Raw genomic sequence first — 20345 nt, 5'->3', positions numbered from 1 at the left:
CAGTCGCTCAATGCACAACGACCCGCCGGCAGGGGAGCGGGAAGCCAGGCCGGTTCCGGTGAAAGTTTTCAGTCGGCGGTGGACGCCGCGGGGAAAATGGGAGGCCGCGACCCACGGGATGTCGTGAGCAAGGATGGTCAGGATCCGCATGTCGACGCGAATGGGCACGGTGATCCCAGCGAGACGGAAGTTGAAACGGCCCTCGCCAAACTTCTGGGCGAGTTCGATCAGACGAAACGGGCCGGCACCAGCCTTGAAACGCCCCCCTCCGACCAGCAAAAGAGTGAAGACGTCTCGCCGCTCACACTTCTGGTGAACCATGCGCTGGGGACCCGCTCCGACAGCGGCCGGGCCCACGCCTTGGCGAAACCGGACGGCATTCCGGCCACGGACTTCGACCGGGCCGCCCGCGCACTGCCGAAACCGGACGGCATTCCGGCCACGGACTTCGACCGGGCCGCCCGCGCACTGCCAAAACCGGACGGCGCGCCGACAACGGCCCTCGATCGGTCGAACCTTATGTTGAAAACCGTCGCGGTCCCCCATCAGGCCGAAGTGGCAGTCAGGCTGCTTGGTGGCAGCGTAGATGGTCGTCCGAACCCTGCTCGGGTTGACCTCGTCTCCATGCGCACCGATTTTCAACCGGCGGATACTGTCGCGCTCGACGGTCAGGTGCGCTCGGTCGGCCCGGCCCTCAGGGCGTCCGGCTTCGGACGTCTTCTGGCGTCCACCGATGCGCCAGTCGAGATGAATCGCACCGACGGAGCCGAGGCGTCCGGCGATGCGGACGGCCAGGAAGATGGCGAGGCGACACGGTTGCGCGGTGTTTCCGAGACGGGATCGGCCGATAGAAACATCCGGGTCTCTGGAAAAGGCGGCAAGGGCCCACCGGATGGCGGGATGGCGACCGCTACCGGGGCCTGGGGTGTCGACAATTCGAACGCCGATACGGCGGTCTTCAATGATCCGGCGGCAGGCGGACGGCCGTCTCGTCAGGTCGCGTCCGCCGTCACCAGCGCCTTGGCCGATCTTCGGCCGGCTCCGGGGACCGCCGGCGATGACGGGCGACTGCATCTGCGAGCTGGAGGTGCCGCGCTGAAGACTATCCAGATTCAGCTGCAGCCGGAGCAACTCGGCAAGCTCGACGTCACCATGCGGTTAGTGAACGGGCAATTGGCGATTCATCTGGTTGCGAGCAAGGCCGAGACGGCACTTCGCTTGAAAGATGACGCCGAGGGCCTGAAGACACTGCTTTCCAAGGCGGGCTTTACGGTCGACGAGGCGGCGATCAGCATCGCGGTTCGTGATCCTGCGACCCAGCGCTCGCCGTCGGCATCGCCATCCGCCAATGCCGGGACTGGCAGTGAAGGACGCGCAGGTGACGGTTCCGCGGAAAACGGGCGGTTCGAACATCGCCAGTCCTCGCGCGAAGGACGCGAAGGCGGCGGCCGGGAGCCTGGACCATCCTCGTCGACGCCGGCTGCATCCCCGATCGCCCGGCGCAACCTCGATCCCTCGACTTATCTCTGATCCAAAAGATCGGCCCCTCGGCTCGATCCCCGCATGAGGGAACCGCTCGGCCTGGGAGGATATATCGGCAATTTCTCCGACCGGCGGCGATAGGTGGTCGGCCAAGTATTCGATATCGCAGGCTTTTTTCGCGAATGGCGACCATTAAGGTTTTGTTTACGAAAAAAATTCCTGAGTCGGATTCGATACTTAGCCGAAAATCGGGCAGGATGGTTAACGGACTACTAAATTTCAGGATAGGCGCAAGACTCGGGTCAGGTTAGGTCTTTGTTCATAGACATAACGTCGAGGCCGGAGGGAAATATGATCGTTGTAGTCGACAATCGTGAGCTTGTTACGAGTGGCTACCAGTCCTTGTTTGGACGCGAGGGCGTTTCGGCGGCCGGTTTCCATGCGGATGAATTCCGCGAGTGGGTGGAGACGGCGCCTGAATCGGATATTTCCGGCGTCGAAGCCTTCCTTCTCGGAGATTTCGACGAGCGCAAATTCTGCCCGCGTCTGATCCGCTCACGTTCCAATGCGCCGATGATCGCGCTGTCCGAAAGCCGCAATCTGGACGGTACGCTCGATCTGTTCGCGGCCGGGGTCGACGACGTTGTCGCCAAGCCGGTTCATGTGCGGGAAATTCTGGCCCGGGTAGGCGCCATTCGTCGCCGCGAAAGCGCCGAGGATACGGGCACGGTAGTCGGAGAAATCGCCGTCTACCAGGATGGGCGAGACGCCGATGTTGCCGGTAAGCCCATGGCGCTGCCGCGGCGCGAGCGCCGCATCCTGGAATATCTGGTCTCCAACCGCGGCCGTCGCGTCTCCAAGCAGCAATTGTTCAGCGCGATCTATGGCATCTTTGACGAGAACGTCGAGGAGAACGTCATCGAGAGCCATATTTCCAAGCTTCGCAAGAAGCTGAAAATGCGCCTTGGTTATGACCCCGTCTCGTCGAAGCGCTATCTCGGCTACGGGATTGGGGTTGAGTAAGGTCGAATTGGTTTCAAAAGTATTAACGGACAAAGGCTCTGCCAATATATTTGGCAGAGCTTTTTCTTTTTCGAATGTTATTTAAACGGAAGTTTCACAATCAGGTCGACGCAAGCTTCGCTCCCTATTCATGGCCGCCAAGTCATGGACATGGAGTAACGGACGATGAGCATAAACGGCGTCTTCAGAACGAGCGTCTCGGGGATGAACGCGCAGGCTAACCGCCTGTCGGTCGTCTCCGAAAACATCGCCAACGCCAGCACCGACGGCTATAAGCGCGGCTCCACGGAGTTTTCTTCGCTATTGGTTGCGAACAGCGGCAACGAATACAACTCGGGCGCTGTTAAAACCCAGATTCGTCAGTTGATCAGCCAGCAGGGCGCGGTCTCGGCGAGTTCGTCGGCTAGCGATCTGGCGATCCAGGGAGATGGTTTCTTCGTCGTTCAAGACGCGGCCGGTCGTGATTTTTATACCCGCGCCGGTTCTTTCGTCCAGCGCACCGAGGCCGAATCCAACAAGACTTACCTCGTGAATTCAGCGGGCTTTCGGCTGACCGGAACGTCGCTGGCGAGTGGCCAGACCGAACCGGTCGTGCTGCCGGTCGGCAAGCTGATGGCGCCCTCGGCAACGACGGCGGCCGACCTTTCTTTGCAGTTCCCCGCTTCGGCAACCGCCGTCGGCGCTGTCAACACACCTGCTGACAATGCCGCCGACAGCGTCTTCAGCAAGAAGCTGTCGCTCGTCGTTTACGATAATGTCGGCCGGGAGAGAACGCTCGACGCGTATTTCACCAAGACCGCGGGCGACCCATCGACCGACAGCACGTGGGAAGTCACGATCTACGATCGCGCCCAGTCGACCGGTGGCGGTTTTCCCTATGCCGGGACGCCCTTGACGAAGATGACCCAGGATATCGTTTTCGATAGGACAAACGGTCTTCCCGTCACGGCCCCCGCGGCTGGTACCATGACCCTGTCGGACGGGGCCGTCGTCGCGGTCAATTTCGGTGAGATTACCGAGTATGCCACTGACTTTAGCGCAAAGCTGAATGCAAACGGCAACCCACCCGGCGTCATCAGCGAGTTCGCGTTTACCGACGAAGGACAGATCAGCGGGGTTCTGTCCACCGGCAGCGTCATCCCACTCTACCAATTGAACCTCGCGCGGTTCCAGAGTCCGGATCAACTCGCCGCAGCTTCCGGCAATGTCTACAGCGCCACGTCGAATTCGGGGGCTGCCGAAATCGGAACTCCGGGCGGCAACGGCTTTGGCGGCCTTTTGTCCGGGGCGATCGAGCAGTCGAACGTCGATCTGGCTACCGAACTTACGGATATGATCGAAGCCCAGCGAAGTTACAGCGCCAATTCGAAGGTGTTCCAGACGGGTTCGGAAATCCTCGACGTACTCGTCAATCTGAAGCGCTGAGCCACACCCGGCCGGCGTCCCCCAAGGACTTTTCCACGTCATGTCGCTTCTTACCGCATTCTCGAACGCGCGCTCCTCGCTGGGAAGCCTCTCGGCGCAGTCGGCGCTCGTCTCACGCAACATTACCAATGCCGACAATCCATCGGCAACGCGGAAATACGCCACTCTAGGCACCGGCCGGCAGGGCGGTGTTCAGATCCTTTCGGTCGCCCAATCCCGCGATCAGGCGCTTTTCCGTTCGTTGGTCACCTCGAATTCGACGGTCGGCGCCGTCGAGGTGACCGCGAACGCGCTCGACCGAATCCGGGACGTGATCGGGGATGTCGACGCGTTCGATTCTCCGGCGGCATCGCTCGTCGGGCTTCAGAACGCCTTGTCGCAACTCGCCGTCACGCCGGAAAGTCCGCCCTCGGCCGAGGCCGCGATCTCCGCCGCCAAGGACATGGCCAGCAGCCTCAACCGCGCAAGTTCGGCGGTCCAGAACATGCGGAAGGATGCCGATACGCAGCTTGCCCAAGCTGCGGCCGCCATGACCAAGCTTCTTGCCGAGCTCGAAACGGTCAACAAGCGGGTGACGGTCGGCACGGCTACCAATGCCGACATCACCGATTTCGTGGATCGACGGGACCAGATCGTTTCCGAATTGTCGGGATATGTCGGTCTCAACGTGCAGATGCGGGCTGGGAACGACCTTGTCCTGACGACCGACTCCGGCATCACCTTGTTCGAAACGACGGGGCGTCCGATCGATTTCACGCCATCCCCCGCCTATAGCGCGACCGTCAGCGGTGGCGCGTTCAAGATCGACGGGGTCAGCGTCTTCGGTCCCTTGGCGCCCATGCCGATCAAGGGCGGCAGCGTCTTCGGTCTGTTGCAGCTGCGCGACGAGACCGCCATCACGTTCCAGGGACAGCTCGACGCGCTGGCATTCGCACTCGTCGACAGCTTTGCCGAGACCGAGCAAAATCCCGCTCCGCCCCCGGCCGTGCCGGACACAAATCGTTATGCCGGGCTGTTCACCGCCACGGGCATGACCACCGTGCCGGGCTCGTCCGCGGCGACCGTTGGCCTTGCCGGACTGATCAAGGTCGCTGCCGGAGTGGACAATACCGTCGGCGGTGACCCGATGCGCCTCAGGGACGGCGGAATTTCCCACGCGGACCAACCCGACGAAGCGCGGTTCGTCTACAACTCGAAGGGCGCGGGCGGGTTCACCTCCCGGATAAACGACCTCGTCGCCCAGTTTTCAACGACGCGAAGCTTCGACATCACGCTCGGAGCTGGTGGTACCGGAACGCTAGGCGACTACGCCGCCGCCTCCATGGGATGGCTCGAGAGCCGCCGTGCCGAAGCGACTGCAGATGTCGATTACGGCAAGGTGCTTCTCGCCCAGACCCGGGAGACCCTGTCGAACCGGACCGGGGTCAACCTCGATGAAGAAATGACCCGACTTCTCGATCTCGAACGGTCCTACCAGGCATCGAGCAAGCTGATCTCCACCGTCGGTCAGATGATCGATGCCCTCCTTGCGATTGCCTGATCGGAGACACGATGTCGAATTTTCTCGTATCCAGCTATTCGCTTTCCACGGCCCCTCGCTCGTCTGTGTCCAGAATTCAGGCCGACCTCCAGATCGCACAGAAGGAGGTCACGACGGGGCGCTTCGCCGATGTCGGGCTGGCGCTTGGGGTTCGGACCAGCCAGGCGATCTCGCTGCGCGCCGAATTTCAGAGCACGAACCGTTTGCGCGAGGCCAACGGCCTGATCAGTCAACGTTTCGACGTCATGCAGTCTGCCATGACGTCAATGGCCGCGACCGCAGACGCGTTCATGAGTTCGTTGATCGGCAACGGAACCAGTACGCCGGGCGTTTCAGCCACGGTTCAACAAGCGGCCGCCGGTCTCCAGCAGTTGATGGCAGCGTTGAACAGTTCGACCGGATCGCGCTTCCTGTTCTCGGGGGCGGCCACGGAGAAGCCGCCCATTGCCTTTCAGGCGGTCGGGGGCGGCGACACTCGTACCTATGAGGACAACTCGACCGCAAAGCAGGCGACGGCCGATGCGTTCCTGACGAAGTTTGGGTTCAACCAAAATGATCCGGCGGTGGAAACGATCAGCGCCGCGGATCTGGGCGATTTCATCGACACCGAGTTCGAGGATCTGTTCGCGCTTGCTCCAACCGCCGGTCTGGGATGGGGCAATTGGTCAAACGCGGATGGCACGCCCGTCTACAACGTCATCAATGGCGAAAGCCAGATCAATGTCAGCTACGCGGCCGATGCCGCCGCGTTCCGTAACATTACCAAAGCTTACGTGATGCTGGGCGACCTTGGCGCTCTCGGAATGAACGAGGAGGCACGTCAGCTTGTCACAAGCCGGGCGGTCGAAAGTCTGAGCCTGGGATTGTCACAGTTGAAGACGATGCAAAGCGAGATCGGCGCCAGCCAAGCTCGCCTGGATCGAGCCGACCAGTCGCTGAAAGGCCGCAGCACCGTTCTGAACATGTCGATCACTTCGATTGAGGAGGTTGACCCATACGAAGCTTCGACGCGGGTAACCAATTTAATGAACTTGCTGGAGTCTTCCTATGCGCTGACCGCGCGGATCTCGCGCCTCAGCATCTTGAACTACCTGTAGGGACGGAGGCGGGCGCCCGGATCTGATGACCCGGGATGCAACAAGAAAATTCGGCGGGATAGGGGTTCCGGCTCGCTGCTCGCAAGAAAAGACAGATCGCAAGACCCGGTTCGGCGCGAATGCGTCATCCGGGTGGGCAACAAGGGGTTGGAATGTATCAGTTCTCTTACGCGGAAGTGGCTCAAGACGTCGAAGTCGATGCCCGCGATCGTGAGCGCCAGGCACTCGATCATTCGATCGCGCTGCTCAAGACCGCCGAGGCCAACGGCCCGCGTTCGCGCGATGCCATCGAGGCGATCTACACCACCCGAAGCCTGTGGGCGATCCTCGTCGAGGATCTCGCGAGTGCCGAGAACGGCCTGCCGGACGAACTCCGGGCCGAACTGATTTCGGTCGGTTTGTGGATCATGCGCGAAGCCGAAGACATCCGGATCGGGAAGTCCCAGAATTTTAAGGGCATCATCGAGATCACCACGCTGATCCGCAACGGGTTGAACTGAGGATGGCAACGCTTCGCATCACGCTGCGAGCTGGCGAACGCATCTTTGTCAACGGCGCAGTTCTGAAGGTTGATCGCAAGACCACGCTGGAATTTCTCAACGACGTCACCTTTCTGCTCGAGAGCCATGTAATGCAGGCCGAACAGGCCACGACACCACTGCGCCAGCTCTATTTCATCGTCCAGATGATGCTGATGGATCCGAACAGCGCCGCCGCCGCGCGCCAACTGTTCGGCAAGACCCTGGAGAGCATGCTCGGAACCTATCAAAACAGCGACATTGTCGATGGTCTCGCCGAAATTGAGGGTTTGATCGAACGGGAACGGGCGTTCGAGGCGTTGAAACGCCTGCGCACGCTTATCCCGATCGAGGACGATATCCTGCGGGTTATAACGGCATCGCCTGGGCCAGCCCGTACCAAGACACCCGAACTGCGGCTTGCCGCCGGAGGCTTTTGATGAGTATTGGCGCCGTCACCTCGACCCCACCTGCATCCGCCAGCGCGAGCCTTACCGCCGCGTCCAGCAAGAACGGCATGGATTACGACGCGTTCCTGAAGCTGCTGGTTGCCGAGATGTCGAACCAGGACCCGCTCAATCCTACGGATTCGACCGAATACATCGCGCAGTTCGCGAGTTTCGCCGGTGTCGAGCAGTCGATCAAGACCAACAAGAAGCTGGATTCGCTAATGATGGTGTCGGCGCTGACACAGGCGAATTCGCTGATCGGACGGACCGCGACATCGGCCGACGGGACGATCTCGGGCACGGTTGCCGCTGTGCGCGTCGTCGAGGGCGGCGTCGAGGCCCTGCTCGAAGATGGCCGGACATTGCCTCTCGCTCCCGGCCTGACGGTGGAGTAGACCAAATGAACCAAGCTGACGCTCTCGACATCGTCCAATCCGCCGTCTGGACTATCGTTACCGCCTCTGGCCCGGCGGTGGCCGCCGCCATGGGCGTCGGCGTGGTGATCGCCTTGTTCCAGGCGCTGACCCAGATCCAGGAAGTGACGCTCACCTTCGTTCCCAAGATCCTGGCGATCTTCGTCGTGATTGCGCTGACGGCTTCCTTCACCGGAGCGCAGGTCTACGCATTCACGCAGGAATCCTATTCCCGTATCGAAAACGGCTTCAACTGACCAATTCGCCGGCTGGGCACGCGCCCGGTGGCGGACGCCAGCCTTGAGCAATCTTCGTCTGCGACGAACGGAAAGCCGGGCAACGGTGTAAGGCGGTCGTGACGATCGCCACGCATCTCCCGGCTGAACGCTTGCCGTAGAGAGTAGCATCATGGCCGTCGACACGCTGGACCCCGTATCCGCCGAAACCAAGGGCGGTCGCGATATCGGTTTCGCGATCGCGGTCGTTTTCGTCCTCGCAGTCCTCTTCGTCCCGATTCCGGCTTTCCTCATCGATCTGGGCCTGGCGCTGTCGATCGCCCTGTCGGTGCTGATCCTGATGGTGTCGCTGTGGATTCATAAACCCCTTGAATTCTCCGCTTTCCCGACCGTTCTGCTGCTTGCCACCATGCTGCGCCTGTCGCTCAACATCGCGACCACGCGCGTCATTCTGTCTCAGGGCCACGAGGGCGTGAACGCGGCCGGCCATGTGATCGGCGGATTTTCGCAATTCGTGATGGGCGGCGATTTCTTCATCGGTATCGTCGTCTTCCTCATTCTGATCACTGTCAATTTCCTCGTCATCACCAAGGGTGCATCGCGTATCGCCGAGGTCGGTGCGCGCTTTACCCTCGACGCGATCCCCGGCAAGCAGATGGCGATCGATGCGGATCTGTCGTCGGGCCTGATCGACGACAAGCAGGCGCATTGGCGCCGCAAGGAGCTCGAGGAGGAGAGCGCCTTCTTCGGCTCCATGGACGGCGCGTCGAAATTCGTGCGCGGTGATGCGATCGCCGGTCTCATCATCACCGCCGTCAATATTTTCGGCGGTATCGTCATCGGCATCAGCCGGCACGATATGGACGCGGCCAGCGCCGCCGAAGTCTTTACCAAGCTGTCGGTGGGCGACGGACTGGTCTCGCAGATTCCCGCGCTGATCGTTTCGCTCGCCGCCGGTCTTCTCGTGTCCAAGGGAGGGACGCGCGGCGCGGCCCAGACCGCCGTCATCGGCCAGCTCGGCTTCTATCCCCGGGCGCTCGCTGTATCGGCGATGTTGATGGCCTTGCTCGGCTTCATGCCGGGTCTGCCATTCCTGCCATTCATCATCCTCGCCGGGCTGCTCGCTTCGGTCGCCTATCTCGTCCCGAAACGCCGCAGGGAGGTGGTCCGCAAGGCGGACGCCGACCGCAACCAAGAGCAGGAAGTGGCCCGGGAGGCGGAACGCACCTCGGTGAAGGAATCGCTGAAGATCGTCGAGATCGAGCTCGTGCTCGGCAAGCAGACGTCGGCGCATCTTATGCTGCAGCGGGACGAACTCGCCCATCGCGTCCAGAAGATGCGCCGGCGGTTTGCCGGGCGTTATGGCTTCGTCGTGCCGGAAATCAAACTATCCGACGATCTTGCCATCGAAGCGAAATCCTACGAGATCAAGGTTCACGGAACGACGGTCGCATCGCAGCAATTGCGCCTCGGCGAACATATGGTGGTCCTCGGCGACGCTTCGGTGCCGGACGTGCCCCACGATCTGACCAAGGAGCCGGCATTCGGCATGCGCGCAGCCTGGGTCCCGGAGAGTTTTTCCGCCGAAGTTCGGCGCCAGGGCTTCGAGCCGATCGACACGCTGTCGATCATGTTGACGCATCTGTCGGAGACGATCCGCAACAACCTCGCCCAGCTTCTGTCCTACAAGGACATGCGCTCCCTGCTGGACCGTCTGGAGCCCGAATACAAGCGTTTGATCGAGGAGATCATACCCACTCACATGTCGTATTCCGGCCTGCAGGCCGTCATGAAGCTGCTGCTGGCGGAGCGGGTGTCGATCCGAAACCTCAGTCTCATCTTGGAAGCGATCGCCGAGATCGCGCCGCATGTGCGCCGTTCCGAGCAGATCGTCGAGCATGTCCGCATGCGCATGGCGCAGCAGATTTGCGGTGACCTTTTGCACGATGGCAAGCTCGGTGTCCTTCGCCTCGGCAACCAGTGGGATCTTGCCTTCCATCAGGCGTTGAAGCGTGACGCGAAGGGCGAAGTCACGGAGTTCGATATCGACCCGCGCCTTGTCGAGCAGTTTGCCACGGAAGCCACAAAGGTCATTCGCGAGAAGATGGATCAGGGCGAGATCTTCGTGCTTGTCTCCGCCCCCGACGCGCGGCCCTATGTCCGCATGATGATCGAGCGGATTTTCGTCAATCTGCCGGTCCTCTCCCATCTCGAGATCGCCCGCGGCGTCGACATCCGGGCTATCGGTTCGATCTCGTGACGGCGGAACTCTCCGACATCGTCTTCTCGCTGTTTCTGATCTTCTGCCGGATCGGCACCTGCCTGCTGCTCATGCCAGGTTTTTCGTCCTCCCGCGTTCCGTTGCAGGTCCGGCTATTCCTGGCCTTCGCGATATCGCTGGCGCTGTCCCCGGCCTTGCTGCCGGTTCTGCAGCCGCTTGTGGCTGGGTCGGGAGACAATGCCCGGCTGTCGCTGATGGTGACCGAAATCCTCAACGGCTTGTTCATCGGACTACTGGGACGCAGCTTCATGATCGCGCTGCAATTTGGCGGATATGTCATCGCCAATTCCATTGGCATGGGCCAGTCGATGGGCGTGCCGATCGATGACCAAAGCCCGGCTCCCGCCGTGGCTTCGCTGGTGACGCTGACTGCCACCACGCTGATCTTCGTCCTGAACCTGCATGCCGAAATCGCCAGGGCCCTCGTCGCCTCCTACAGCGCGATGCCCGCCGCCGCGGGTTTTTCCGTGCGCGGCTCCCTCGTCAACATCACTGACAATCTCGACGAGGCCTTCCTCTTGACTCTTCGGATTTCGAGTCCATTCGTCCTGTATGGCGTCATCGTCAATTTTGCGATCGGGCTGGCCAACAAGCTGACGCCGACGATCCCGATCTACTTCATCTCGCTGCCATTCGTGCTCGCCGGCGGGTTGGTTCTGTTCGGCTATGTGATCAGCGATTTCCTGGTTCTGTTCATGCAGGACTTCGAGCAGTGGGTACTGACCGGATGAGCGGGAACCGATCCAAACTCCATCGCTTGGAGCGGCTGATGAAGGTGCAGGGCCAGAAGCGTCTGCTCGAGGAATGGCGCCTGGGACATCTTCGCAAGGAACGCAACGAGATCGACCGATCCGACTCCGAGCTGCTCGGCAGTCTCGGCACGACGTCGGAGCTGCACGGCCTCTTCGTCGAGGCCAAGGTCCGCAATCTGCGGCGCAACGAGGCGGCCCGCCGGGTCAATCTCGAGCGCCAGACCGAGACCGAGAAGAAAATCCAGTCGACCCGTCGATCCGAGAAGGGCGTCGAGAAGTTGCGCGACGAAACGCGTCGATCGACGGTCGTCGAGGACGAGGCGAAAGATCTGGAAGTCGGCGTCGACGGATTTCTGGCTCGGAAGCGGACAAGCTTCGAATAAGGCCGGCGCGATACAAGAGGCGAACCTGCCGATTCATGAGCCGACTGTCGCCGATGACCGTTTCCCCCATCCTATCCGCCGCGAAGACCGAGCCGACGCAGATCGCGCCGCGCGTTACTGATTCTCGTATGGTCAAGGATGCGGCCTCGACCGATTTCGCGACGATTCTCGACGCGGCGGCCCCCGATGTCACGTCGGAATCGCCGCCGGCACCGATCATCCCGCTTGTCGCCCATGAAGCGCGGGCTGTGCCGCCTCTCGAGCAGTTCGAGGGCTTCGTCCTGCGCAGCTTCGTCGAATCGATGTTGCCATCCGAAGCCTCCAGCTATTTCGGATCCGGCACCGCCGGCGCGATCTGGCGTTCGATGATGGCCGAGGAGATCGGCAACGAACTCGCCAAGGGCGGCGGCATCGGTATCGCCGCTTCGATCGCCAACGAGCCCGGTGGTGGCTTCGACGCGGTCGATGGCCGCGAGGCCGCCAGCGACAGCCTGAACCGCATGCTTCGGCAAAACGACATCGCGCGGGCCGGGGCCATCCGCAAAGACAGTGCAGAATAGGAACGTCGACTTGGATACCATGCTCGCAAAGGCCGTTGATCGGCTCGAAACCGCCCTTGCCACCGAGACCGACGCGCTCAGCGCCGGCAAGGCGCTCGATCTCATGGAGATCACCGCCCGCAAGAACCAGAGCCTGCTCGAGCTCAGCCGTCTGGCGCGCCGAGCCGAGGCCTTGCAGGAAGACCCGGACGCGCGAGAGCGTTTGACGGGCCTTGCCAAGGTTATCGAGCAGAACCGCCGCGCGCTTGAACTGCATGTCCGCGCCAGTCACGAGATTTCGGCGCTGATCGCCCGTTCGATTACCGACGCCGAATCCGACGGCACCTATAGCTTGCAGCTCGGGCGCAAGGCCGTTCGGTCGTGATCAAACTGGTGGCTGTCGGTCTCTGGGTCTGCATTGTCGCCCTCGGATCCAGCTATGTCATGGCCTCGATGAACGCTGATGCCGCCACCGAAGGCACCGAGTCGACCTATTTCGAAGGGCTCGACTACCGCAAGACCGGCAATATCACCATTCCGATGATCGCGGACAACGCGATCCAGGGCTATATTCTCGCGCAATTCGTCTTCACCATCGACGGCAAGGTGGCCCAAAAGCTTCAGGTTCCGCCCGACCCGTTTATCCTCGACGAAGCATTTCGACGGCTTTACTCGACGGACGGCTTCAACTTCGAGGAGCCGCAGCGCTTCGATCTCACCTCATTGACCACTTCGATCCGCGACGCGGTCAATGCCCGCTATGGGCAGGTGCTCGTGCACGAACTTCTGGTGGAGCAGTTCGACTACATCGCCAAGAAGGACATCCGCAACGGACGGCCTGAGTCCCAATAGAGTCGCCCGCCGCGCCGCCATCTCTGGACGCAGACGAGGGGCCCAGGATCGTGGTCAGTCGGTGCGAAATGCCGACGGAAAATCGGTCCCCGTTTACCTCATTCCCCGCTACTCGGTGATCGCGTAGTAGCGGCCGGTCAGGCGCAGGATTTCCGCCCGGTTCGCGGCGACAACGGGACCGGTAAAACGCAAGCCGATCTGGAGTCCGCGGGTCCACACCAGTGTGGCCGGCTGAAACGTACAATCCACCTCGTCATAGAGCGCGATCTGGCTCGGCAAGCGGCGGGCGGCATATCGTCCGATACGCGCGCCCTTCGAGGAACGGTCGATCGCCGTGCCGTCCTCCAGGAATGTCCGATCCAGGGACACGATCTTGACCGGCTGGATACGGGTGCGCCGACGGGGCACCATGCGGCTATCGGAGCGCGGTGGGGTCGAATGCATCGTCATGGCACGCATCCTATCGCGGCGATGGCGAACAAATCCTCAACGCCTGCCGGGTCGGGTGGCTCTGCCCTTCGTGGAATTTGTCCGAGATCTACGTCATCACAGGGGTGGAACATCGGCGCCGCGCTCGATCCCTCTTCAAGCGCTAGGGCGGAATGAGGATAAAGCGCTGAGCCGGAGGCCGCCGAAAAACCCGCGCCCACGTTTGCGAGCCGGCTGACTAAAATCGATCCCGTTTGGTCGTGATCTATAAAACCTTAACCTGTGAATGCGATGTTCCCTGGTGGAGGCCTTCGACCGGCTTTCGTCGAATATCAAGGGTTCGAGGTTCTCTTGTCCACATCCATTCCCCATCAACCGACCGTCAAAGCGTGGCCACCGGCCGACTTGTATCCGCCTCCCCCGCGCTCTGACCGGATCGTGAATCTGGGCTTGGTAGGGCTGGGAATTCTATCGATTAGCTTCTTCTCAGCCGTCACCATCATATCCGCGCTGGACCCCAGTTATTTCACCCGCCCGCTGCTCGACCAGATGATCACCGGGTCGACGGACAAGCCAGGTGACTTGGTCGAGGGGGCAATACCGGTGCCCAAGTTGGTTCGGGCTGTCGCGCTGACGCCGCGGGATTTCCAGATCGTCATGGTTTTCGGTTCGGAAGCGCATCTGGCCTCGCCCGGAGAGCTCTGGCGCGTGAGGGTCGGATCATTGGTTCCTGGGCTCGGGGAGATTCTCGCGATCGAGCCGGGAGAGAACGGCGGGACCGTGCGCGCCCAGAACGCGACCTTGACCGGCGTTCGCAACTGAGGGGTATGCCTCGCAGCGTCCAGCCTGCTGTCGACTGACCCGTTGCGCTACTTTTTCTCCAGCAGCACCTGACCCTCCTTGCGGAGGCGACCTTTGAGCTTCTCGGCGATCGCTGCGAGGAATACCGGCAGATCCACCTCGACGTGGACCGCATCGTCGAGAACGTCGAGGCGTCCGGTTACCGACTGGCCCATTACCCGTGCCCGGAAGTCGAGATGCTCGCCCGTCCATACATCTTCGAACTTGACCATGCCGCCGAGCATGTCTTGGCGCAGCTTGCCGAAACTCTCCTCGATCCGCGTGCGGGCCGCCTCGCGGCTCAGCTTGTGGGGAATGTCGACCTTGATCGTTTCGGCCATCAGGGGCTCCTTGTTGCAACAGCCCGGCATATGGCGACGGCGCTTTGGCTCCGCAACTCACGGTTCGCCGATGGATGTCGCTGACGACGAAAAAAGGGCGACCTCGCGGCCGCCCCTTCGCATTTGCAAGAAGCGCGCCGCTGACTCAGCCGACCGTCGCCGAACGGGTCTGACCGCCGCCGGACCGCCGGCGCCGGTTGCCGCCACTGGGCTTGGCCTTGTTGCCGGCCGCCGGACGCGCGCCGCGACCCTCGCCGAAGCGTTGGCCACCACCGCCAGGGCGTCGACCCTGGGGTTTGGCGCCACGCGGCGGGCGCTTCTCCTCGGGAGCGTTCAGATCGACATGAGCCGCGTAATCGGTCTTCTGCAAATCGAATGTCAGGCCCGTGAGCTTTTCGATCTGGCGCAGCTTCGAGCGTTCGGAGGGATCGACCAGCGCCACGGCGATGCCGGATTTGCCGGCCCGCGCGGTGCGGCCGATGCGATGGACGTAGCTCTCCGGCTCTTCCGGCAGGTCGAAATTCACCACGTGGCTGATGTCGTCCACATGGATGCCGCGGGCGACGATGTCCGTGGCGACCAGCACGTTGATATTTCCGGACTGGAAGGCGGCGAGCGCCTTCTGCCGCGCCGCCTGGCTCTTGTTGCCGTGGATCGCGCCTGACTCGATGCCGGCCTTTTCCAGATCAGCGGACAACCGGTTGGCGCCGTGCTTGGTACGGGTGAAGATCACCACCTTGGCGAATTCGGGCTGGGCGAGCTTTTCGATCAGCCACAGCTTCTTGGCCTTCTGAGGCACGAGATAAACGCTCTGATCGATCTTCTCGACGGTGATGACTTCGGGCGTCACCTCGACCCGGACCGGCTTGGTCAGGATCTTGGCCGCGAGATCCTCGATCGAGCGCGGCATGGTCGCCGAGAACAACAGCGACTGGCGCTCCTTCGGCAATTGCCCGACGATCTTCATGACGTCGCGCACGAAGCCCATGTCGAGCATACGGTCGGCTTCGTCGAGAACGACGTGACGGACCTCGCCCAGGATGATGGCGCGCTGGTTGACGAGGTCGAGCAAACGGCCTGGCGTCGCGATGACGATATCGACGCCGCGGCGCATGGCCTCGATCTGCGGACGAATCGACACGCCGCCGAAGATGACGTGGTGCGATAGCTTCGTGCCGGCCGTGTAGGCCTTGACGTTGCCGGCGATCTGCGAGGCGAGCTCACGGGTCGGCGTCAGGATGAGCATCTTCGGCGTCTTGGGAGCAGGGCGCCCGCCCTTTTCCAGAAGCGCATGGATGACTGGCAGCGAGAACGCCGCAGTCTTGCCGGTTCCGGTCTGAGCGACGCCGAGGACGTCGCGACCCTGCATCACGGCGGGGATCGCCTGCGATTGGATCGGTGTGGGTTGCGTGATGTCGAGACGCGCAAGCGCGTCGAGAAGCGTGTCGGCGAGGCCGAACGCCTTGAAATCGGTATGGGTCAATGGATGCCTTACGGGATGCGGACGATGCGTCCGCGAAAAAGTCGATCGTCTTCGCGCATGCGGACGGATCGACGGGCCGTGTCGAAATGCGAAACCCTCGACCGAAGCCGGGGGCCGATTCGATTGGCGCTGGCAAAAATCTCAAAACCTGGCAGGCTTCGGGAAACAAGCAGGCGCTGCGCGATCACGGCGTGATGCCAACGCATATCGGCTTTAATGTGCGGCGCGTCAAGGCTCTTTCGCACTGCGCCATGTCAAATGGCCGACGATCGTCTCGCCGATCCGCCGCAAAAAGCTCGTCCGCGCGACCGGTTTGGCGGCGTGCAGCGGCACGTCTCGCACGGTTTCGTCGCCGCGCAAGAACCGGATCCAGCCGAGCCGCTGGCCTTCCGCGACCGGCGCCACGACCGGACCGTTGTCGATGATCGTCCGCGTCAAGTCGGCGAGACTGCCCCGTGGCACCAGCAAGCGGAGTTCGGAATCGGCAACGAGGGATATCGTGTCGACCACGCCGTCGCTGACCGGCATTTCTCCGACCGGCTCGCCCGCCTTGATCAGCACTACCTCCTCGAAATCCTGCAATCCGTATTCCATCAACCGCCGCGTCTCGCTCGCGCGCTCGTCGGCCGATTGCATTCCGCTCATCGCCAGCACGACGCGCCGGCCATCGCGTTCGGCCGAAGCGACGAGGCCAAAGCCGGCCCTGGCCGTGTGGCCTGTCTTTAGCCCGTCGGCGCCGACACGCAGCAAGGGGTTGCGATTCTGCTGCTTGATACCGTTGAAGGTGAAGCTCTCCTCCGCGAAGAGCGGATATTCGTCTGGAAACTCACGGATCAGATAGGCGGCCAGAAGCACCAGATCGCGCGCCGTCACATATTGCTCCGGGTCGGGCAGGCCGTGCGGATTGGTGAAGTGGGAGTTCGTCAGGCCGATCCTTTTGGCTTCGGCGTTCATCGTCGCGGCGAAGGCCTCGACCGAGCCCGCGATGCCTTCCGCCGCGACGATCGTGGCATCGTTGCCCGACTGGATGATGATGCCTTTGATCAGGTCGTCGAGGCTGACCTCGGATTTGAGCGGCAAGAACATCGTCGAGCCACCGGATTCCGCGCCGCCCTCCCGCCATGCTTTTTCCGAGACGGTGAAGCGGTCGTTGCGCTCCACGGTGCCTTGGCGCAATGCGTCGAAGATCACGGCCAGCGTCATCAGCTTGGCGAGGCTCGCCGGCGCGATCCTCTCGTCGACGTTTTTCTCGTAGAGCACCCGGTCGGTGGAAAAATCGACGAGGAGGGCCGTCGGGGCGGTGGTTTCGAAGGCGAAGGCGGGCAGGGGCAGTAGGGTGACGAGGGCGAAGGCAAGCATGACGAGCAGCGCCGGGAAATATCTGGCCCGATGCGCTATCCGCTCCGTTCGGGTCCGGCCGGTTGCTATCGCTAGCGCACCCGGCGTCGACACCGGTCTCTTCGGGGCTTCGATCATTGGCGTCTCCGTTTCACTTCGTCTGCGACCGCGCACCGGCGTCGTGAGATGAAGGATGCACCCGATCATACGCAGTTTCGATTAAGAAGAGCGTGAAAGCTATCCCGCGGCCATCCCTGCGTCCGGATGCGACCGTACGTATGTCGATTGCGAGACGATCAGTGCCAGGCGCAGATCTGGAAACAGCTTCACCCCTCGATCTCAGCCCGCTGCATTTCCAGTTGCAGCCAATCGTCCTCGGCCTTCGACAGCGCGGCCCGGTTCGTGTCGACCGCGCTCGCCAGTTCGGCAAAGCGCTTGGCGTTCTTGGCAAAGAGTGCCGGGTCCGCCATTTCGGTCTCGGCCTTGGTGATCGCCGCTTCCAGTCTGGCGATTTCCTTCGGCAGGTTCTCGAGTGCGAATTTCTGCTTGAAGGAGAGCTTGGGGCCGGACTTCGTCGCGCTCTGCTGGGCACCCGAGCCACCGGAACGGCGTAGGGGTTTGGCCGCCGCGGTGCCGCCGGTGGCTTCGGTCTTTCGAGCCTCGCGCTTCTGGGTGAGCATGTCCGTATAGCCGCCGGCATATTCCAGCCAACGGCCATCGCCGTCCGGCGAAATCACGCTGGTCACCGTGCGATCGAGAAAATCGCGGTCGTGGGAGACGAGAAGGACGGTGCCAGGATAGTTGGCGATCAACTCCTCCAAAAGGTCCAGCGTCTCCATGTCGAGGTCGTTGGTCGGCTCGTCGAGAACCAAAAAGTTAGCCGGCGTCGCCAGAGTCTTGGCCAACAGCAGGCGTGCCCGTTCGCCGCCGGAGAGCTTGCCTGTGGGGGTGCGGATCTGCTCCGGGGTGAACAGGAAGTCCTTGAGATAGCCCACGACGTGGCGCGGCTCGCCATTGACCATCACCTGGTCGCCGCGCCCGTCGGTGATCGCATTCTGCACCGACAGATTGTCGTCGAGTGCCGCGCGCTTCTGATCGAGGAAGGCGAGATCGAGATTGGTGCCGAGCTTGACCTTGCCGGAATCGGGTTTGAGCTCGCCGATCAGCATCTTCAACAAGGTGGTTTTGCCGATACCGTTCGGACCGACGAAACCGACCCGGTCGCCCCTGGCGATTCGGGTGGAGAAATCGTCGATCAGCGTGCGCCCGTCATAGGCCTTCGAAATCCCGACGGCCTCGATGACGAGCTTGCCGCTCTCGCGGGTGGCGCTGGCCTCCATCGCCACCTGGCCGACGGCGCGGCGGGTATCGCGGCGCTGCTGGCGCAAATCGTGAAGGGCGCCGAGCCGGCGCATGTTGCGGGTGCGCCGCGCGGTGACGCCGTAGCGCAGCCAGTGCTCCTCGCGCACGATCTTGCGGTCGAGCTTCTGCAGGTCGCGTTCTTCCTCTTCCAGCACCTTGTCGCGCCACGCCTCGAAGCCGGAAAAGCCCTCGTCCAAGCGTTTGGCAGCGCCGCGGTCGATCCAGACGGTGGCCCGGGTGACGCGTTCCAGGAACCGTCGGTCGTGGCTGATCACGACGACGGCGCTCTTCATCTGACGCACCTCGTCCTCCAGCCATTCGATGGTCGGCAGGTCGAGATGATTGGTCGGCTCGTCGAGGAGGACGATGTCCGGCTCAGGCGCCAGCGTTCGGGCGAGTGCCGCGCGTCGGGCCTCGCCGCCGGACAGGTTCTCCGGCTTCATCTCCTCGGTCAGCCCCAGCGCGTCGAGGCACCGCGTCACCCGGTGCGGGTCGTCGGCCGGGCCGAGACCCGAGGTGACATAGGCGCCGACGGTCGTGAAGTCGCCGAAGTCGGGCTCCTGCGGCAGATAGCGCAGGGTCGTGCCAGGCTTCAGGAAGACCTCGCCGGAATCCGGCTCGACCTGTCCGGCGGCGATCTTCAACAGCGTCGATTTGCCGGAGCCGTTACGCCCGACCAGCGCGATGCGCTCGCCGGGCAGGACGTTGAGTTCGACGCCGGTCAGAAGCGGCGTGCCGCCGAAGGTGAGGCGAACGCCGTCGAGGCGCAAAAGGGGAGGGGGTGCCATGGCGGCGTTCTAGCCGGGATGGCGGGAAGGGGGAAGAGCGGCGCGGCCGGGATCGCTGCTCCCCTTGGCACGGCCTTCCAAGACCGGTGCAACACTTCAGTATAAGTTGCTTGAAAGATTCGCGATCACGGTAAATTTTCGTTTACGGGCGAGGGCTAGTCTCAAGGGATGAGTCCCTGGACCTCGTCATCGCCGCGCAAACGTTTCGCTCGCCAGCCCAACCGGTTCCGGCGGAAACGGCGTACGTGGTTGCCGTATCGCATGATCCGGGATGCCGTGTCGGTTGCCACGGTTTTCGCGGTCATGGTGGGTGTCGGTGTTGCCAGGGAGCAGGGATGGCTCGACCATCTCGACCGCTTGCTTCCCACACAGTCGCAATCGACCGGGCCGCGCTCTGCCGCACGTCATATTCCGCTTTGCTCTGGTTCGGTCCGCGTGACCTGTGTCGTCGATGGCGACACGGGCTGGGAGGCTGGCACGAAATGGCGGATGACGAGCATCGACGCGCCGGAGGTCTCGAAGCCCGGCTGTGCGGCCGAAAAAAGCATGGGCGATCGGGCGACGCGGCGGCTCCAATCGCTGATGTCCGGCGGATATTCCTTGCAGGGCGGTGGACTGGATCGCTACGGCCGGCGGCTGGTGTCAGTGACCCTCGCCAACGGCCGCGATGCGGGCGAGGTGCTGATGGCAGAAGGTCTGGCGCAGCGATGGCCGAACAGCGGCAACAAATGGTGCGGCTGAACGGCCAGACCTGACCTGAAAATCATCCAGCAT

Annotated in this window: 22 protein-coding genes; 17 read left to right on the top strand and 5 right to left on the bottom strand. The window is 62.4% G+C overall.

The window, feature by feature from the left end:
- The first annotated feature begins 123 nt into the window (after positions 1 to 123).
- From fliK to VQ045_RS04585, 15 genes are all read left to right on the top strand, one after another.
- Positions 124 to 1530: a flagellar hook-length control protein FliK gene (fliK, locus tag VQ045_RS04655; protein WP_331829313.1), complete on the top strand. Its 1407-nt coding sequence runs from the start codon at positions 124 to 126 to the stop codon at positions 1528 to 1530.
- 303 nt (positions 1531 to 1833) lie between these two features.
- Positions 1834 to 2505 (top strand): response regulator transcription factor, encoded by a 672-nt coding sequence (locus VQ045_RS04650; protein ID WP_327623890.1) that lies wholly within the window; start codon positions 1834 to 1836, stop codon positions 2503 to 2505.
- Between the two features lie 165 nt (positions 2506 to 2670).
- Positions 2671 to 3930 (top strand): flagellar hook protein FlgE, encoded by a 1260-nt coding sequence (locus VQ045_RS04645; RefSeq protein ID WP_327623889.1) that lies wholly within the window; start codon positions 2671 to 2673, stop codon positions 3928 to 3930.
- 40 nt (positions 3931 to 3970) lie between these two features.
- Positions 3971 to 5470: a flagellar hook-associated protein FlgK gene (gene flgK / locus VQ045_RS04640; protein ID WP_331829312.1), complete on the top strand. Its 1500-nt coding sequence runs from the start codon at positions 3971 to 3973 to the stop codon at positions 5468 to 5470.
- Positions 5471 to 5481: 11 nt separating this feature from the next.
- A complete protein-coding gene (locus tag VQ045_RS04635; RefSeq protein ID WP_327623887.1) occupies positions 5482 to 6567 on the top strand; it encodes a flagellar hook-associated family protein in 1086 nt (361 codons plus the stop codon).
- A 152-nt stretch (positions 6568 to 6719) separates the two neighbouring features.
- Positions 6720 to 7067: a flagellar biosynthesis regulator FlaF gene (gene flaF, locus VQ045_RS04630; protein WP_327623886.1), complete on the top strand. Its 348-nt coding sequence runs from the start codon at positions 6720 to 6722 to the stop codon at positions 7065 to 7067.
- Positions 7068 to 7069: 2 nt separating this feature from the next.
- Positions 7070 to 7525, top strand: a complete 456-nt coding sequence (flbT, locus tag VQ045_RS04625; protein WP_327623885.1) for a flagellar biosynthesis repressor FlbT — start codon at positions 7070 to 7072, stop codon at positions 7523 to 7525.
- Complete coding sequence (gene flgD / locus VQ045_RS04620) at positions 7525 to 7929, top strand: flagellar hook assembly protein FlgD (RefSeq protein WP_327623884.1); 405 nt, start codon at positions 7525 to 7527, stop codon at positions 7927 to 7929. The genes flbT and flgD overlap by 1 nt, the downstream gene beginning before the upstream one ends.
- A gap of 5 nt (positions 7930 to 7934) precedes the next feature.
- On the top strand, positions 7935 to 8204 hold the full coding sequence (gene fliQ, locus VQ045_RS04615; RefSeq protein ID WP_327623883.1) for a flagellar biosynthesis protein FliQ: 270 nt from the start codon (positions 7935 to 7937) through the stop codon (positions 8202 to 8204).
- A 151-nt stretch (positions 8205 to 8355) separates the two neighbouring features.
- The gene (gene flhA / locus VQ045_RS04610) at positions 8356 to 10443 is read left to right on the top strand and encodes a flagellar biosynthesis protein FlhA (protein ID WP_327623882.1); all 2088 of its coding nucleotides are present in this window, start codon (positions 8356 to 8358) and stop codon (positions 10441 to 10443) included.
- Entirely contained in the window at positions 10440 to 11195 is a 756-nt protein-coding gene (locus VQ045_RS04605) for a flagellar biosynthetic protein FliR (protein ID WP_327623881.1), read from the top strand. The genes flhA and VQ045_RS04605 overlap by 4 nt, the downstream gene beginning before the upstream one ends.
- A gap of 38 nt (positions 11196 to 11233) precedes the next feature.
- On the top strand, positions 11234 to 11599 hold the full coding sequence (locus VQ045_RS04600; RefSeq protein WP_327623880.1) for a hypothetical protein: 366 nt from the start codon (positions 11234 to 11236) through the stop codon (positions 11597 to 11599).
- Positions 11600 to 11634: 35 nt separating this feature from the next.
- A complete protein-coding gene (locus VQ045_RS04595; protein WP_331829311.1) occupies positions 11635 to 12159 on the top strand; it encodes a rod-binding protein in 525 nt (174 codons plus the stop codon).
- A 10-nt stretch (positions 12160 to 12169) separates the two neighbouring features.
- Positions 12170 to 12523, top strand: coding sequence for a hypothetical protein (locus VQ045_RS04590; RefSeq protein WP_327623878.1), 354 nt, complete (start codon positions 12170 to 12172; stop codon positions 12521 to 12523).
- The gene (locus VQ045_RS04585; RefSeq protein WP_327623877.1) at positions 12520 to 12990 is read left to right on the top strand and encodes a hypothetical protein; all 471 of its coding nucleotides are present in this window, start codon (positions 12520 to 12522) and stop codon (positions 12988 to 12990) included. The genes VQ045_RS04590 and VQ045_RS04585 overlap by 4 nt, the downstream gene beginning before the upstream one ends.
- 108 nt (positions 12991 to 13098) lie before the next feature.
- On the opposite strand, the gene VQ045_RS04580 is transcribed toward VQ045_RS04585, so the two are convergent.
- Positions 13099 to 13440 (bottom strand): hypothetical protein, encoded by a 342-nt coding sequence (locus VQ045_RS04580; RefSeq protein ID WP_327623876.1) that lies wholly within the window; start codon positions 13438 to 13440, stop codon positions 13099 to 13101.
- 417 nt (positions 13441 to 13857) lie between these two features.
- Here VQ045_RS04580 and VQ045_RS04575 point away from each other — a divergent pair, with 417 nt between their 5' ends.
- Positions 13858 to 14241, top strand: coding sequence for a hypothetical protein (locus VQ045_RS04575; RefSeq protein ID WP_327647102.1), 384 nt, complete (start codon positions 13858 to 13860; stop codon positions 14239 to 14241).
- 47 nt (positions 14242 to 14288) lie between these two features.
- On the opposite strand, the gene VQ045_RS04570 is transcribed toward VQ045_RS04575, so the two are convergent.
- The 4 genes from VQ045_RS04570 to VQ045_RS04555 all read right to left on the bottom strand — a co-directional run bounded on the left by VQ045_RS04570 (position 14289) and on the right by VQ045_RS04555 (position 19571).
- A complete protein-coding gene (locus VQ045_RS04570) occupies positions 14289 to 14600 on the bottom strand; it encodes a polyhydroxyalkanoic acid system family protein (RefSeq protein WP_327623874.1) in 312 nt (103 codons plus the stop codon).
- 145 nt (positions 14601 to 14745) lie between these two features.
- Positions 14746 to 16083, bottom strand: a complete 1338-nt coding sequence (locus VQ045_RS04565; protein WP_327647100.1) for a DEAD/DEAH box helicase — start codon at positions 16081 to 16083, stop codon at positions 14746 to 14748.
- Between the two features lie 228 nt (positions 16084 to 16311).
- The gene (locus tag VQ045_RS04560) at positions 16312 to 17559 is read right to left on the bottom strand and encodes a D-alanyl-D-alanine carboxypeptidase family protein (protein WP_331829310.1); all 1248 of its coding nucleotides are present in this window, start codon (positions 17557 to 17559) and stop codon (positions 16312 to 16314) included.
- A gap of 188 nt (positions 17560 to 17747) precedes the next feature.
- Complete coding sequence (locus tag VQ045_RS04555; RefSeq protein ID WP_327623871.1) at positions 17748 to 19571, bottom strand: ABC-F family ATP-binding cassette domain-containing protein; 1824 nt, start codon at positions 19569 to 19571, stop codon at positions 17748 to 17750.
- Positions 19572 to 19832: 261 nt separating this feature from the next.
- Between VQ045_RS04555 and VQ045_RS04550 the strand changes: the two genes are divergently transcribed.
- Positions 19833 to 20312 carry a thermonuclease family protein gene (locus VQ045_RS04550; RefSeq protein WP_331829309.1) on the top strand — a complete coding sequence of 160 codons (480 nt, stop codon included), beginning with the start codon at positions 19833 to 19835 and terminating at the stop codon, positions 20310 to 20312.
- Positions 20313 to 20345 lie beyond the last annotated feature (33 nt).

Source organism: Aurantimonas sp. E1-2-R+4, assembly GCF_036549515.1.
GTDB classification, from domain to species: Bacteria; Pseudomonadota; Alphaproteobacteria; order Rhizobiales; family Rhizobiaceae; genus Aurantimonas; species Aurantimonas coralicida_A.
This window is presented reverse-complemented; position numbering and strand designations above follow the sequence as displayed.